This is a genomic window from Candidatus Pristimantibacillus lignocellulolyticus (genome assembly GCA_023639215.1).
GTDB classification, from domain to species: Bacteria; Bacillota; Bacilli; order Paenibacillales; family Paenibacillaceae; genus Pristimantibacillus; species Pristimantibacillus lignocellulolyticus.
Window position 1 is genome coordinate 4,727,746 of the sequence record CP097899.1, and the last position, 16,139, is coordinate 4,743,884.

Sequence of the window (16,139 nt, forward strand, 5' to 3'; positions counted from 1 at the left end):
ATTTAAATTTTGAAAGTAGCGGATTTTTTCAAGATTTCTACGACTAATTGTGCCGTTTGTACAAGATATTCTACTTTTATTTGCTCCTTGGTCGTATGAATATGCTCATATCCCACTGCAAGATTTACTGTAGGTACACCTAAGCCATTGAAGACGTTGGCATCACTGCCTCCACCTGAATGGAATGTACGAGGTGTAGCACCCATCGCTTCAATCGCCGCGCTCGCTAATTGAACTACCGGCGAATCAGCATCGTGGCAATAAGCAGGATATACGATATTGCTATTGAATTTCGCTGTAGCACCATATTTTTTTGCTGTCTTTTCCACAGCTTGTTTCATACTTTCCACTTGAGCATCAAGCTTATCTTGCTTGATGCTTCTTGCTTCAGCGATAAGCTTCACATAGTCGCATACAATATTTGTTGGACCTCCACCTTCAAAACGACCAATATTAGCTGTCGTTTCCTCGTCAATTCTACCCAATGACATTTCACTTATTGCCTTTGCAGCTACTTGAATCGCACTAATCCCTTTTTCAGGACTAACTCCTGCATGTGCAGACTTACCATAGAATTCAATTTCGATATGAGATTGTGTTGGAGCTGCAACGGCAATATCGCCGATGTCACCATTTGAATCCAACGCATAACCATAGCTTGCTTCTAACCGTTCAGGGTCAATAGCACGTGCACCTAATAAGCCTGATTCTTCACCTACCGTAATTACAACTTGCACTTTTGCATGTGATTCTCCACTAGCCTTAATTGCTTCAATTGCTTCAAAAAGAGCGGCAATTCCTGCTTTATCATCGCTACCAAGTATTGTCGTTCCATCAGATCTAATGTAACCGTCAGCATCAATTTGTGGCTTAATGCCTACACCTGGAGTAACAGTATCCATATGACAAGTAAATAATATCGTTGGTTGATCCTTAGCATCATCAGTCGCTTCAAGAATCGCGAATAAATTGTTAGCTTCATGACCTGTCACTTTTGCTGCTTCGTCTTCTGTAACTGTCAAGCCTAACTCCGTCAATCGTTTCTTAAGTACTTTACTAATTTCACCTTCATGACCTGATTCACTATCTACTGTAACCAAATCAATAAATTGCTCTACTAAACGTTTTTCTTGTACCATTTTGTTTCCTCCATCCATCTCTTTCGTATACAATAGAGTATATCAATGTAATTCTATTCATCGAAAGGAGCTTTCTCTATTATGCGCCAACAAAAAATTATTCGCATCGTTGCAATTATTGTTGCAGCTGCTATGTTGATTACTACACTATTCGCAGGTATCGGCTCTTTCTTCCTATAGATGTAGTTCAAAAAGCGGACTTTGATAACGATGATTGACTTTGTCGTATATTCGACATCGAATATGAAGTGAACTTGGGAAGTCCGGTACGCATGTACCAACTACGTACATTTGCGTTTCCTCCTCCCTCAAGTAGCACTCCATCTTCTTGGTTCTTAAAGCCCACTTTTTGAACCTTCATTGTAATTGATGTATTTCAAAAAGCGGACTTTGATAACGATGATTGACTTCGTCGTATATTCGACATCGAATATGAAGTGAACTTGGGAAGTCCGGTACGCGTGTACCAATTACGTACACTTGCGTTTCCTCCTTCCTCAAGTAGCGCTCCATATTCTTGGCTGGCGAAATCCCACTTTTTGAACCTTCATTGTAATTGATGTAGTTCAAAAAGCGGGCTTTAATGACGATGATTCGCCTCGTATCCGATTCGACATCGACTACGAAGTCTTACTTGCACAATAGTATTTATTACGCGAAGCCGAAGCGTTGTTTGAACAGCGGCACTATCTGTGCTGCCGCTTCTTCTACAGTCATTGAGCCGCCTGTAATATCATTAAACGAAGTAACTCCAAATTGTCCGATTCCGCATGGCACAATTCCACTAAAGCCTTCGGCAGCGATTCCTGACTTGATATTAAGTGCAAAACCATGACTTGTTATAAAGCCGCGACGCTGCCTAGCTTTATTAAATTTAACGCCAATCGCGGTTATCTTCTCGTCACCAATCCATACTCCAGTATAATCTGATTTCCTTCCACCTTTTATACCATATTGAGCTAACCAATCAATAACAACTTGCTCCACTGTTCGTAAATATTCGTGAAGATCAAGACCAATAGCATCAAGGTAGAGTAGCGGATAACCAACAAGTTGCCCAGGACCATGATATGTGATGTCACCACCACGGTCAATATCATAGACAGAAATTCCTCTTTGAATCAACGTATCTTTATCTAGTAGTAAATGCTCTGGGTGACGATCAGAACCAAGCGTATAGGTTGGTGGATGCTGAAGAAGGAGCAGCGTCTCAGGACGCTCCCCCTTATCTATTTCTTTCACGTATGCTTTTTGCAGGTCCCAAGCTTCTTTGTAGTCTAGCATACCGATATAATGAGCATCCAACATTTTGCTTACAGTATTTTTTGCTGCTTCAGACATGGACGGTATCTCCTTTGTATCAAGCTACAATCATTATATCAGTATATAGAACTTTCAAGGTTAAAGCTTTCTAAATTATCTTTAACACGTTGCAAGAAACGACCGCAGATTACACCATCAAGTATACGATGATCGAGTGACAAGCAAAGATTCGCCATAGAACGTACCGCAATCATATCATTAATAACTACTGGTTTTTTCACAATCGATTCAAAAGTAAGGATTGCTGCTTGTGGATAGTTAATAATCGGATAAGACAATATAGAACCAAACGAACCCGTATTATTAATTGTAAATGTACCCCCTTGCATATCGGAAAGTGAAAGTTTACCTTCACGAGTTTTACGTGCAAGCTCTTCGATTTCCTTCGCAAGTCCAGCGACATTTTTAAGATCAGCGTTTTTAATAACTGGTGTCATTACAGAATCTTCTGTTCCTACTGCAAGAGAAATATTAATATCACGTTTCACGATGATTTTGTCTACCGCCCATACAGAGTTCATAATTGGAAAATCACGAATCGCATTAACAGCAGCTTTCAACAAGAACGCAAGATATGTAAGATTAACACCTTCACGCTTTTTGAACTCATCTTTATATTTATTGCGGAGTAATACTAGATTCGTAACATCAACTTCGATCATCGTCCAAGCATGTGGAATTTCACTGACGCTTTGACGCATGTTACGAGCAATTGCATTACGGATAGGCGTTATATCAATATAAGTTTCTCCACGACCTTGTGAATATGGATCATCAATTTCAATCTTAGGAAGACGAGGCGATTCAGATAAATGCATACCACCAGTTCGTACTTGTGAAGAAGTCGCTTCTTGTTGAGGCGTCGGTGTACGAACCATAGAAGCTTCCATAGCAACATAAGCAAGTACATCTTTACGTGTAATACGTCCACCCATTCCCGTACCTTGTACGTTTGCTAATTGAATTCCATGTTGTGCTGCAAGTTGTTGTACAGCAGGAGAGTAACGATTTCTCATAGAATCATCACCTTGAACTTGTATCGCTGCGGCCTGAGTATTCATTGCTCCAGTCGTTTGTGTTGTGGAAACCGCTGCAACTTCGTCATTGCTCGCTTCTCCCTCAGTCTCAATTAAGCAAATTACAGTCCCAACAGGTACATCTTCACCTGCTCCTACTAAAATCTTTGTTAGTTTACCTGCCACAGTAGAAGGAATCTCAGCAGTCACCTTATCTGTGTTAATCTCACAGATAGGTTCATATACTTCGATCATATCTCCAGGTTGTTTCAACCAGCGATCAATTGTTGCAGTTACTTGAGATTCAGCTAATTGAGGCAAAGTAATTTCAGTTATTGCACTCATGTTTTTCCAACTCCAATCGTCATAAATAAGCTATGCACGAATTTTCAGCATTTTTCTATATTTGTATTAATAACAACTAAAATTCAGCTAATTGCTTCATCGCTTCTCGAACTTTATCCGCATTCAACAAGAAGAATTTTTCTCCTGGCGGGTTAATTGGCATAGCGGGCACATCTGGACCACATAGTCGCATAATTGGAGCATCAAGTTCAAATAATAGCTCCTCTGCAATGATTGCTGCTACTTCAGCACCAACGCCACCTGTTTTGTTATCTTCATGAACAATTAACACTTTACCTGTACGACGAACTGATTCAAGTATAGCTTCTTTATCAAGTGGTTGTATCGTTCTAAGATCAAGAATATGTGTACTAATACCTTCTTCAGCCAGTTCAGCAGCAGCCTGTTCAATAAAGCGTAGAGGCAAACTATAACTAATAACAGTAATATCATCACCCTCACGAAGTACATTCGCTTTACCAATTGGTACAATATAATCATCATCTGGCACTTCACCACTTACTAGACGATAACTTTTCTTATTCTCGAAGTATAATACAGGATCTTCATCACGAATAGCAGCTTTCAACAAACCCTTTGCATCATACGGCGTATATGGTGCTACAATTTTAAGTCCGGGTGTACCGAAAAATACAGATTCGGGACATTGTGAGTGATATAAGCCACCGAATACACCACCACCGATAGGAGCACGAATAACAATCGGACAACTCCAATCATTGTTAGAACGATAACGAATTTTAGCAGCTTCACTAATAATTTGATTCGTTGCTGGGAACATAAAATCGGAATATTGCATTTCCGCAATTGGCTTCATACCATACATTGCTGCACCGATTGCTACACCTGCGATCGCTGACTCAGATAGTGGAGTATCAATTACTCGTTGTTCACCAAACTGCTCATGCAAGCCTTTCGTCGTTGTAAATACTCCGCCCTTAACACCAACGTCTTCTCCAAGAACGAATACATTCTCATCTCGTTCCATTTCTTCTTTCATCGCGAGACGAATCGCCTCAATATAATCTATTTTAGCCATTACTCTACTCCTCCCTTATTATCATTAGCATATACATGATCCATAACTGATTCAGGAGTAGGGAAAGGAGCTTTATCTGCATAGCTGCTCGCTTCATCAAGCTGTTTCTTAATTTCAGAACGTAATTCGGCTTCTAGCTCTTCATTCCATAAGCCATGATCTACCATATATTGTTTGAATTTCGGAAGTCCATCTAGCGTTCTATTATGATCGACTTCTTCCTTGGATCGATATGCTAAATCATTATCAGAAGTTGAATGTGGTGAAATGCGATACATCATTGCCTCGATCAAAGTAGCACCATCACCTGCAATTGCACGCTCTCTTGCTTCTTTCACAACTCGATATACCTCAAATGCATCATTACCATCAACACGTTCACCATGAATACCATAGCCTAACGCACGATCCGATACTTTACCTGCTAATTGCTTATGTATCGGTACAGAGATCGCATATTGATTATTTTCACACATTAAAATTACAGGTAACTTGTGTACACCAGCAAAGTTACATCCTTCATGGAAATCACCTTGATTACTAGAACCTTCACCAAATGTAACAAAGCTTACAAATTGTTTCTTATTCATTTTTGCGGCAAGCGCAAAACCAACAGCATGAGGAACTTGCGTCGTTACAGGACTTGATCCAGTAACAATACGTAATTTCTTACTTCCAAAATGACCAGGCATTTGACGACCACCACTATTAGGGTCTTCAGCTTTAGCAAACGCAGAAAGAAATAATTCTTTAAGTGTCATCCCTACGGATAGAACAAAGCCATAGTCACGATAATAAGGAAGAAAATAATCATTGTTCCGATCAAGCGCAAATGCAGCTGCGATCTGAGCGACCTCCTGGCCAATACCAGATACGTGAAAATTTATTTTACCAGCTCGCTGCATAAGCATCATCCGCTCATCATACATCCTTGCTGTGAGCATTTTTGTATACATAGCAATAACGGTTTCCTCGCTAATGCCTAATTGATGATGCTTGGCTTGCTGACCTGACGAAGACAATACTGTCATATTATCTTCCTCCTTCTCTATATAAATTATAACCAGGTACTAATACCACGTCATATATCTATTATACTCCTATATTTTAAAAAATAACATGTGACATTTATAATAAAAGTTTAATGACATCTATGAGTGAAACCAAACACTCCCAGCATTACCAGTAATGTGTACATTTGTGTACACGAGCGGTCAAACGTTCAACCACCTGAATTACTCAGCAATGTGTACACTTGTGTGCACAAGCGTCCAAAAGCTCGAGGCTTATAATAAAAGCTCATCCACCCAGAATCACTCAGCAACGTGTACACTTGTGGACACAAGCGATCAAACGCTCGAGGCTTATAATAAAAGCTCAAATCTTTCGCCTGTCAGCACCAAGAAGATGCCATGAAGCTAGGAAACGAGAAGCGCAGTGTACGTTAATTGGTACATGAGCATCACAGGCTTCCGATGAATGGCAGCTTCGCCGCAGAATACGCTACGTTAGCATAATCATCGTGATCACAGTCGGAAGATTTGAGTCTCCTCTCCTATCAAAAGGAGATTGCTCGTCCGTCTACTGCAAGCATAGCCTCCCCAATCGCCTCCGACAACGTAGGATGCGGATGAACCATTGCTCCTACTTCCCAAGGCGCTGCGTTCATCCAACCTGATAATGCAGCTTCAGATATGAGCTCAGTAGCATGTTCGCCAATTATATGAACGCCTAAAATATCATCTGAACTCTTATCTGCAATAACTTTTACAAATCCTGTTGGATGCCCAGATACAATAGCTTTTCCAAATGCTGCAAAAGGTACCCTAGCTTTCTTAATTTCAAAACCAGCAGCTACTGCAGCCGCTTCTGTATATCCATACGAAGCAACCTCAGGAGATGAGTAAATACAGCGAGGAATTAGATGTGCGGCTACTACATTAACTTGACGTCCAGCGATATGATCTATTGCTGTCAATCCTTCATGTGCTGCAGCATGTGCAAGTTGTACGCCACCGATACAGTCACCAATAGCATAAATATGCGGTTCACTAGTTTGACCATAATCATTTACTACAATGACATCATTTTTAACTCTAACATCCGTATTTTCTAAGCCAATCTCATGACAATTAGCTTTTCTACCAACGGAAACGAGCATTTGATTGCCTTCTAGTAGTACATTACCATCAGCTGTAGTGGCAGTAATAGAGAAGTGATTATCGATCACTTTATATGAAGAGACATCAAGTTGCACACCAGTGATGATGCGAATTCCACGCTTATCAAGTAACTTCGTCATTTCCAATGAAATTTCAGTATCTTCACCTGGCAATAGGCGAGATCCAAGTTCTACGATTGTTACTTGAACACCAAAGTCATTCAATAATGATGCCCACTCTACGCCAATTACGCCACCACCAACAATTAACATGCTTTCAGGAAGCTTGTCCATCGCTAAAGCTTGATCACTATTCAATATGGTGATTCCATCAGCTTCAAGACCTGGTAAGTTACGAGGAGTGGATCCTGTCGCAATAATTAGATTTTGACTTACAACAGACTCCATTTCACCATCTGGCAATTCAACCGCAAGTGTTCCACTACGAGGTGAGAAAATGGAAGGTCCAACCACACGACCTTTGCCTTTAATCACTTGAATACCATGACGTTTCATTAGACCTTGCAAACCTTTAAATAATTGTTCTACTTTCTCATCTTTTTTTAGTTGAACATTATTAAATTGAAAAGTTGAGAAATCTGTACTTACATCTATGCCATATTCTGAGCTGTTCAACAACGTTCGATATACTTCGGCACTTCGTAGTAAAGCTTTACTTGGGATACATCCTTTATGTAGACAAGTACCGCCAACCTTGTCCATTTCTACGATAGCTACTGATTTCCCCATTTGAGCTGCACGAATAGCGGCAGTATACCCACCAGGTCCACCACCGAGAATTGCAACATCTACTTGAATACTCATTTACTATACCCCCATCATTTCTATCAATATATGCAACGACTTGTAAAATATCCTCTTTCAATAAAAGTCCATATCGATCGTTGGTCTGCATTCGTGACGTTTCTTTAAGTAACAAATATATGTTTTCGATTTATGTAATGTGTATATCGATGATGTTACTTTTTGCTAAATATTATTGCTTAAGAAAACTTTGTATATCTTATTGTACATCTTTTCGCTAAGGAAATCATCGTTTACGTATTCACTGTACCGTTTATGGCGTTTTATGGTACTATAATTTACAGATTATGATAATCAATTCAAACCTTTTAGGAGATCACTTATGAGATTAACTGTACAGCGCATCATTGCTATGTTTTTACTAGTTATACCAGGATTAATTGCTTGTTTTGGATTTTTGAAAGTAAAAGATTCATTATATGATTATTATATTTCCTTCGGCATAGAGGGAGTCGATCCTTCACTTCAATGGTGGAAATTAATACTAGGTCTAATTATGTTTGTTGCTGGTACTGGATTTATTGCAGGTTGGACATTTTTCCGTGATCGTAAACGTAACTATGTTGCAACACGTTTCAAAGTAAAACGCGAAAAACCACCTAAACCTACAAAGTCTTCACAATAATTAACACCCATTTTATATAGCTTTAATATTCCATTAACAAACCTGCTCTATACTACTATTAAGTTAGTAGAAAGGCAGGTGAAATGAATGATCGTTTTCGATGTAATTGTAGATGGGACTAAGGTCGATACATTACGACCTATGGCTTCGAAACTTAGGGATCTAAGAAACTTTATCGATCAACAATTTGAGCTATTAGTTGAAAAGTATGGACAGAATGTTCACTTAAATAGACGATTCGAGTATTAATATCGAATTGTCTATTTTTTTCTAAATGAATAAACTAGCTCATATAAAGACTCCCCAATTTCCACAAAAAATCTAACAACACTTTGTTAGCACTTCTTCTCACCCGTCCAATAAGTTGTAGTAATTATGCCGATCAAAATTTTACCAATATATGTTTTGACAGTAAACTCTATCAGTAGTTATAATCCTGCTATTCTTGTAAATCTTTAGTATTTATAATCATAGGAGGTTACATCATGTCAATCAAAATTAAACATCGTTCTTCTAGTAAACTAGCAGCACTAGTCATTGCTGCAACTATCGCTATTGCACCACTAGCAGCGCCTGCGACTACGTATGCAAGCATTAACTCAGGGAATCTAACGCAGTCAGAGCAATACCAAACATTTTTAAGCACGAAGTATCAAATTAATGTAAATTCCCAATTAACTAAAGGTCAATATATTCAATATGTTGCCGATCTACTTCCAGGGGACGCAAACTCTTCTACACTTGCCTTCACAGATGTTGCTTCAACAGATGCTCAATATGCTGCTATAGTAGAATTGAATGAAAAAGGAATACTTTCTGGGGCAACAGTTTCAGCTAAGCAACAACTTGAACCATGGGTAGCTGCAATTATAGCTGTTAGAGCTTCTGGTCTGAAAGAACTAGCGCTAACTTACACAACTGCGAAAACAGATGCTGCATTGAAAAAGATCAATTCATCTTCAGCTCAATGGGCACCCCATGTTGCTCAAGAACTTGCAGTAGCAATTGACAATGAATTGATTCCTGAACAATATTATAAAGAATTCTCCAAAAAATCTGTTGCAAGTTCCGAATTAATCAATACATTATTAGGTCAAATCGTGACTTTCAATGGCCAATACAAACAATATCTTGGTAGTTCACAAGATGCAGATATCATAGCTGAACTTATCGCAGCATATAGCACATCAGATATTATTCAAGTTAATGATCTTCAAACTATTGTAAACACTGCACTTGAAAAAGACATTATTACAGGCTACAACTTCAAAGATAGTCGTTTTGATGCTAATTTTGTAGATGAATATGCACTAACATACGGTCATTCTGATCTGAAACACGCTATTCAATTAATTGGTTTACTTCGCAGTGAAGGAATCGAAGCGAAAGTTCAATTTGAACCAAAAACTTCAGCATTCCAATACTTGATAGAGTGGGGAGAGCCTACACAATCCGATACATACCAAGTTAAACAAATCGCTAATGGTAAATATGTAGCTTATTCGAAAGAATATGATCTTAAGCTTGAATTTACAAGTTTAGCGGATAAAGCTAAATTCCAAGATATTATTAATGCTTATGCCAAAAAAGATGCGGATGATGAGCAAGGACTAATCTATGCTTCTTGGTGGCAACCTTTGTATCATTCAAATACAGAGCTAGCTGATTATGAATCAGTTTCTAACAATACAATTTCGTTAGGCAATTATTACGCTCAAACATTCTCTCTTAATGAAGAAGTAGAAGAGATTGTTGCAGGTATGAAGCAAGTGAACCCTGATGTTGTCGTTAAAACGAACCAATTCTGGGTAAATAAAGCTTTCTTCAATTATTTAGGTGGTAAAGATCACAAGTAATAACCACAAAGATTGCAAGTAAAATAAAGAAGGCTTAAAACTTAAGCACGAGTAACGTGCACCAGTTTTAAGCCTTTTTTATGTGAGATTAAGAAAAGTTCGCTTTGCAAAAAGCAGTTACCATCTCAAGTTCATCGTCTTCCATTTCAAAATCAATATATTTGCCAACATCACCTGTCTGGAACTCGTGTTTTACGATTTTCTCAGTACCAGCGTCTACAACATATATTACACGAAGGATAACACCTTCTTCATGAAACAGTTCATCATCTTCTTCTACTTCGAGATCCATAATAAATTCGTATCGATCTCCCTCTAATATTTTGAACGGGTCAGCAATCGTTTCTACAGTAAATTCTGTAATCTTAAACATAGGTTAGCTCCTCTTGTTTCAACTTAACGTATTACTGATTATAACATTAGTATGTCAGATATGCTATCAATACATTAATTTAAGCTTAAAAGGCTTGTATTTCTTAGTTTTATTCTGTTATCTCAAGAACACAAATCTTCGCTAAATCCAGTAACTACCTATGAACAATAACACTTCTGTGAAAAGCTTCGCATGAATTAAAGCAAATTGGATGCCTTCAGTTAAACCATTCACATACTAAACCCAACTTTACTGAGAGTTTCATGAAAACTAAACATTAATAATATTGAATGCTCTTAGATACACAAATAACGTTGGCATACTAAAAAGCCCCATGCTCGCCATCAATGGCAACATGGGACTTTTTATCAATCGTCGATTACTCAACTTGTACTATGAAGCTGCTTCAACAAAACTTCTAAATATCTCTTTACTTACGTTATCTGCTACATATGAAAATTCAGGATGCCATTGTACAGCCATAAGATAGCGGTATGCAGGATGTTCGATCGCTTCAATAATACCATCTTGGGCAACTGCCATCACTTTACAACCAGGAGCAAGTATATCAATCGCTTGATGATGATAACTATTCACATCTAACCGCTTTTTCCCTACCATCCGATACAATGAACTTTTTCGCTTTACTTCAACTTCATGGGAAGGTGTAGCATACGGAGGTTGTTGAACATGCTTAAGTTTACTGTCCAATTGCGATGGTAAATCTTGATACAAAGTTCCACCTAGTAAAACATTGAAAATTTGAATCCCTCTACAAATACCTAACAGTGGCAAATCAACAGCAAGTGCTAATTGAAATAGTTTCTGCTCCATCTCATCACGTTCATGTATGCTTAAGCCACATTGTTCCAATCGCTCTTGCCCATACAACTTAGGATCAACGTCATGCCCACCAGTGAACAATAACCCATCCATTCCAGTAGCAATTTGTTCTAAATTCGACTGATCCACAGTTAGTGGAAGCATCACTGGAATGGCGCCCGCTTCCTCAAGTGCTTTCATATAAGCGGGCAACATCCAATAACTATCCTTCTGTTCATCATACAGTGGAAGTACTCCGATCAATGGCTTTCTCATATAGCTCACTCTCCAATAACCAATAGCTATTCATGTTAAGATGCTATTTTTCTCTATTTCATTATTGTAAATGAGTTGATCAAAACTCTGAATGAACTTAACGGATTATAATTTATACTTCGTGTACGAAAAGCATAATAATCTTTATAAAAATCTAACTTGCTGTAGCTAGCGTAATTCCTCTCTAGCACATCAATCTCAAAACCTGACTATACCTACATAATAAAATTACAGTACAATTAAATCTATCACTGAAAGTTGAATACGTAATAGGCGAAAGATATTGAGGTGTTATATGAAAAAGTTACTTAAATACATTCGTCCCCACTGGGTCGCAGCCATACTCGCTCCATTATTTATGATTTTAGAAGTTAGTATGGACTTGCTCCAGCCATTATTTATGGCGACGATTATTGATGATGGAATTATGGCAGGATCACAGTCACATATTTTACAAACTGGCCTTTATATGATTGGCGCAGCAATTATTGGACTTATAGGGGGTGTTGGCTGTACCATTTTTGCTTCTTATGCTTCGATGCGCTTTGGACAAGATTTGCGGGAAGATGTATTTCATCATGTTCAAAAATTTTCATTCCGAAATATTGATCAATTAGAAACTGGTTCTCTTATTACGAGATTAACGAATGATATTGTTCAATTACAAAATGTTGTGCAAATGCTATTACGAGTACTTGTTCGCTCTCCGTTATTGATGATTGGGAGTATTGTAATGACGATTTTTATTAGTCCTAAACTAGCAATCATTGTAGCTATTTCCGTCCCAATACTTTTCATCGTCATGTTTTTTATTATCCGCGGGACATTACCACTGTTCACAAAGGTACAATCAAGGCTCGATCGGTTGAATACGGTATTACAAGAGAATTTATCTGGAATGCGCATTTCTAAGGCATTCGTTAGACGCCAATATGAGAAAGATCGTTTCGGACAAGCAAATGATGATCTAACAACGCAATCCGTAAAAGCACAACGACTAGTATCTATTAATGGTCCGATACTATCGATGATCTTGAATGTCAGTGTTATCGCAGTATTATTGTTAGGCGGCAAAGATGTAATTAATGATTCATTCGAAGTAGGTAGTTTAGTAGCTTTCATTAACTACGTGACTCAAGTGTTATTTGCCGTATCTTCTGTAGCAATGCACCTTGTTCGTGTTAGTAGTGCAAAGGTTAGTGCTGATCGAGTATTAGAAGTGTTGAATACGGAATCAGATCTAATCGAACATACGAAACTAGATCGTAAAATTTTCGGACAAGTCGAGTATCATAACGTGTCTTTCCGGTACAGAGCAGATCAAGTCAGTGATACGTTGCGAAATATTAATTTTAAAGTAGAAGCCGGTCATAAGATTGCTATTATCGGTGCAACTGGGTCAGGTAAGTCCACCTTACTACAACTGATTCCAAGACTATACGACGTGTCCGAAGGTCAGATTCTTATTGATGGAATAGACTTGAAACAATATTCATTTGCTGCTTTACGCTCACAGACTGCGATGGTATTACAAGAGACAATTCTTTTCTCAGGTTCGATTCGAGAAAATATATGCTACGGCAGACCTGATGCTTCAAAACAAGAAATTATTGCTGCAGCTATCGCGGCTCAAGCTGATGAATTTATCGTTGCTATGAAAGATGGATACGATACCGTGATTGGACAACGTGGCATTAATTTATCAGGAGGACAGAAACAACGGATCTCGATCGCAAGAGCTTTACTTATGAAACCTGCTATTTTGCTACTAGATGACAGTACAAGTGCGATTGACACTCGTACAGAAGGATATATACAAGTTGCACTGCGTAAACTTATGCAAGGGCGAACAACATTTATCGTCGCTCAAAAAATTAGTTCTGTTATTGATGCAGACCAAATTTTTGTAATGGAACACGGAGAAATTATTGCTCAAGGTAATCATGAACAATTAATCGTTCACTCTCCTCAATATCGTGAAATCTATCAATCGCAACTAGGACAAGAGGAGGTCAGTTATGAGTAAGTCAACAAATACACCACCCCCTGCTACTCCAGACTTTAGTATGCGAGGCGGATCTCAAGGGAATATCGGTATGAAGAAAGTAAAACCGAAAAACACATGGTCTACGTTGAAGCGAATATGGAACTATTTATCTATGAATCGCAGCGGTCTAATCATTGTTATTATCGCAACAATGATTACAACGTTACTCTCACTTGCAGCTCCTTATTTACTAGGTGTCGCCGTTGACAACTATATTATCCCGCGTAATTGGAATGGGCTTGTTCAAATTGCGATACTGTTACTCATTGTCTATATTAGTGTCTCTCTAACCGCTTGGATTCAACAGCATATGATGGTTAAAGTTTCACTACTCACTGTACGAGATATGCGACAAACGATATTCAATGCGATGCAGAAATTGCCTATCTCTTTTTTCGATACTCGTACGCATGGTGAACTTATGAGCCGTACGACGAATGATGTTGAGAATGTTTCTGTAACATTGAATTCTACAACTACTCAATTACTGTCTAGTATAATTTCTTTAATTGGGTCGTTAGTGATTATGTTGTACCTCAATGTATGGTTAACATTGCTCAGTATGGTCACGATCCCAGTCGTTATGTTGTTCACCAAATACGTAGCGAGCTACACTCGCAAACAGTTCTCGGCACAGCAGAAAAAACTGGGCGAATTGAACAGTTATATTGAAGAAACGATTTCTGGTCAAAAGGTTGTACAAGTGTATGCTAGAGAACATGTTGTGGAAGAGCATTTCAACAAACTGAACCGTTCGTTAACGAAAAGTAGTATATCAGCTCAAATATACTCTGGCTTAATTGGACCGACGATGAATGTATTGAATCATAGTAGCTTTACACTCATCGCTGCTGTTGGTGGTTGGATGGCCTTTCATAATTACACATCAGTAGGTATAATCGTTGCTTTCGTTAATTATTCTAAGCAATTCCAACGCCCAATTAATGATCTTGCCAATCAATTCAATATGGTACAATCTGCAGTTGCAGGCGCAGAACGAGTCTTCGAGGTGATAGACACGGAAGATGAATATCATGATGTTCAGATTAAACAAGATAGAAAAACAATTGTTGGTGAAGTCATATTTGACAATGTTCAATTTGGATATAAAGCAGATACTCCGATACTGAAAAATATATCGCTCCATGCAAAGCCTGGACAGACGATCGCGCTCGTTGGACCGACAGGAGCAGGAAAAACTACGATTATTAACGTACTAACTAGATTTTACGATATTCAGCAAGGGCATATATGGATTGACGGACAAGAGTTACATCAATATGAGAAAGATGATTTACGTCGTCAGCTCGGCATCGTACTTCAAGACGCATATGTATACTCGGAAACTATTCGAGAAAATATTCGCTATGGTCGCTTAGATGCGACCGATGAGGATGTAGAACATGCAGCGAAGATTGCCAACGTGCACCGATACATCAAAGAATTACCTGCTGGATATGATACGATGCTAACAAGTGGAGGCAGTAATATTAGTCAAGGACAACGTCAGCTATTAACTATTGCTAGAGCCGTTCTCGCTAATCCCGCCATCCTCATACTCGATGAGGCTACGAGTAGTATCGATACAAGAACTGAAATGCATATCCAAGCTGCGATGAAGAAATTAATGGCTGGTCGGACAAGCTTTGTCATTGCCCATCGTCTTAGTACTATTCGTGATGCTGATCAAATACTAGTAATTAAAGATGGTTCGATCATTGAACGTGGTAGTCATGATGAATTGTTGAATAAGCATGGTTTCTATCATGATCTATATAATAGTCAATTCAAGCGAAATCGTTAATTGCAACCTTCTCCTCTACTATTCGTCTAGTAGGCATATATTAGAGTCATTGAGGAGTGTGAAATCATGCAAAAATTGATGATCAGTCTATTATTAATCTGTATTCTCTGTACAGGTTGTTATAGCGGAAATAGTAAACCTAAAACGATAAGTGAGCTCTATAAAGGTGACATTATGAAAGTAGATAGAATTGCAATTTTGGATGGAGGAACTGGAAAAGAAAAGACAGATGAGAATGCAGATCATATTGTCTCTTTGCTAGAAGTGATAAAGGATGAGACGTTGACTCTTAATTCTGATCAAGGAGAACGTGATGGATTCAGTTATGTAGTAGAACTATATGAAGGAGAGAAACTTAAGATGGTCTTCTCTCCTAATAGTTTCAAGAAAAAGTACTATATTACTGATGAAAGCTTGACGATTTCAATTCAGCAGTTCTTTGACGGGACGACTGAGTGAAATTAGAT

The 16,139-nt window shown here is 38.4% G+C and carries 15 protein-coding genes; 7 read left to right on the top strand and 8 right to left on the bottom strand.

Features of this window, described 5'->3' with window-relative positions:
• Positions 1–2 precede the first annotated feature (2 nt).
• Positions 3–1,139 carry a M20/M25/M40 family metallo-hydrolase gene (locus tag NAG76_20575; GenBank protein ID URN94188.1) on the bottom strand — a complete coding sequence of 379 codons (1,137 nt, stop codon included), beginning with the start codon at positions 1,137–1,139 and terminating at the stop codon, positions 3–5.
• 81 nt (positions 1,140–1,220) lie between these two features.
• On the opposite strand from NAG76_20575, the gene prli42 reads away from it, so the two are divergent.
• Positions 1,221–1,319, top strand: a complete 99-nt coding sequence (gene prli42 / locus NAG76_20580; GenBank protein ID URN94189.1) for a stressosome-associated protein Prli42 — start codon at positions 1,221–1,223, stop codon at positions 1,317–1,319.
• Between the two features lie 471 nt (positions 1,320–1,790).
• Here the strand turns inward: prli42 and lipB are convergent, their stop codons facing one another.
• The 5 genes from lipB to lpdA all read right to left on the bottom strand — a co-directional run bounded on the left by lipB (position 1,791) and on the right by lpdA (position 7,869).
• Positions 1,791–2,480 carry a lipoyl(octanoyl) transferase LipB gene (gene lipB, locus NAG76_20585; GenBank protein ID URN94190.1) on the bottom strand — a complete coding sequence of 230 codons (690 nt, stop codon included), beginning with the start codon at positions 2,478–2,480 and terminating at the stop codon, positions 1,791–1,793.
• A 38-nt stretch (positions 2,481–2,518) separates the two neighbouring features.
• Complete coding sequence (locus NAG76_20590; protein URN94191.1) at positions 2,519–3,823, bottom strand: 2-oxo acid dehydrogenase subunit E2; 1,305 nt, start codon at positions 3,821–3,823, stop codon at positions 2,519–2,521.
• A 76-nt stretch (positions 3,824–3,899) separates the two neighbouring features.
• Positions 3,900–4,883 carry an alpha-ketoacid dehydrogenase subunit beta gene (locus NAG76_20595; GenBank protein ID URN94192.1) on the bottom strand — a complete coding sequence of 328 codons (984 nt, stop codon included), beginning with the start codon at positions 4,881–4,883 and terminating at the stop codon, positions 3,900–3,902.
• Positions 4,883–5,914, bottom strand: coding sequence for a thiamine pyrophosphate-dependent dehydrogenase E1 component subunit alpha (locus NAG76_20600; protein ID URN94193.1), 1,032 nt, complete (start codon positions 5,912–5,914; stop codon positions 4,883–4,885). The genes NAG76_20595 and NAG76_20600 overlap by 1 nt, the downstream gene beginning before the upstream one ends.
• A 527-nt stretch (positions 5,915–6,441) precedes the next feature.
• Complete coding sequence (gene lpdA, locus NAG76_20605; GenBank protein ID URN94194.1) at positions 6,442–7,869, bottom strand: dihydrolipoyl dehydrogenase; 1,428 nt, start codon at positions 7,867–7,869, stop codon at positions 6,442–6,444.
• 322 nt (positions 7,870–8,191) lie between these two features.
• On the opposite strand from lpdA, the gene NAG76_20610 reads away from it, so the two are divergent.
• The 3 genes from NAG76_20610 (at position 8,192) to NAG76_20620 (ending at position 10,350) form a co-directional block, all read left to right on the top strand.
• A complete protein-coding gene (locus NAG76_20610) occupies positions 8,192–8,494 on the top strand; it encodes a DUF2627 domain-containing protein (GenBank protein ID URN94195.1) in 303 nt (100 codons plus the stop codon).
• An 87-nt stretch (positions 8,495–8,581) separates the two neighbouring features.
• On the top strand, positions 8,582–8,743 hold the full coding sequence (locus tag NAG76_20615) for a hypothetical protein (protein URN94196.1): 162 nt from the start codon (positions 8,582–8,584) through the stop codon (positions 8,741–8,743).
• A gap of 236 nt (positions 8,744–8,979) precedes the next feature.
• Positions 8,980–10,350 carry a hypothetical protein gene (locus NAG76_20620; GenBank protein URN94197.1) on the top strand — a complete coding sequence of 457 codons (1,371 nt, stop codon included), beginning with the start codon at positions 8,980–8,982 and terminating at the stop codon, positions 10,348–10,350.
• Positions 10,351–10,438: 88 nt separating this feature from the next.
• Here the strand turns inward: NAG76_20620 and NAG76_20625 are convergent, their stop codons facing one another.
• Both NAG76_20625 and NAG76_20630 read right to left on the bottom strand, forming a co-directional pair.
• On the bottom strand, positions 10,439–10,723 hold the full coding sequence (locus tag NAG76_20625; GenBank protein ID URN94198.1) for a DUF6509 family protein: 285 nt from the start codon (positions 10,721–10,723) through the stop codon (positions 10,439–10,441).
• A 393-nt stretch (positions 10,724–11,116) separates the two neighbouring features.
• On the bottom strand, positions 11,117–11,821 hold the full coding sequence (locus tag NAG76_20630) for a gamma-glutamyl-gamma-aminobutyrate hydrolase family protein (GenBank protein URN94199.1): 705 nt from the start codon (positions 11,819–11,821) through the stop codon (positions 11,117–11,119).
• Between the two features lie 295 nt (positions 11,822–12,116).
• On the opposite strand from NAG76_20630, the gene NAG76_20635 reads away from it, so the two are divergent.
• From NAG76_20635 to NAG76_20645, 3 genes are all read left to right on the top strand, one after another.
• Positions 12,117–13,847, top strand: a complete 1,731-nt coding sequence (locus NAG76_20635; GenBank protein ID URN94200.1) for an ABC transporter ATP-binding protein/permease — start codon at positions 12,117–12,119, stop codon at positions 13,845–13,847.
• Positions 13,840–15,672 carry an ABC transporter ATP-binding protein/permease gene (locus NAG76_20640; protein URN94201.1) on the top strand — a complete coding sequence of 611 codons (1,833 nt, stop codon included), beginning with the start codon at positions 13,840–13,842 and terminating at the stop codon, positions 15,670–15,672. The genes NAG76_20635 and NAG76_20640 overlap by 8 nt, the downstream gene beginning before the upstream one ends.
• A gap of 66 nt (positions 15,673–15,738) precedes the next feature.
• Complete coding sequence (locus NAG76_20645) at positions 15,739–16,131, top strand: hypothetical protein (protein URN94202.1); 393 nt, start codon at positions 15,739–15,741, stop codon at positions 16,129–16,131.
• Positions 16,132–16,139: the final 8 nt, after the last annotated feature.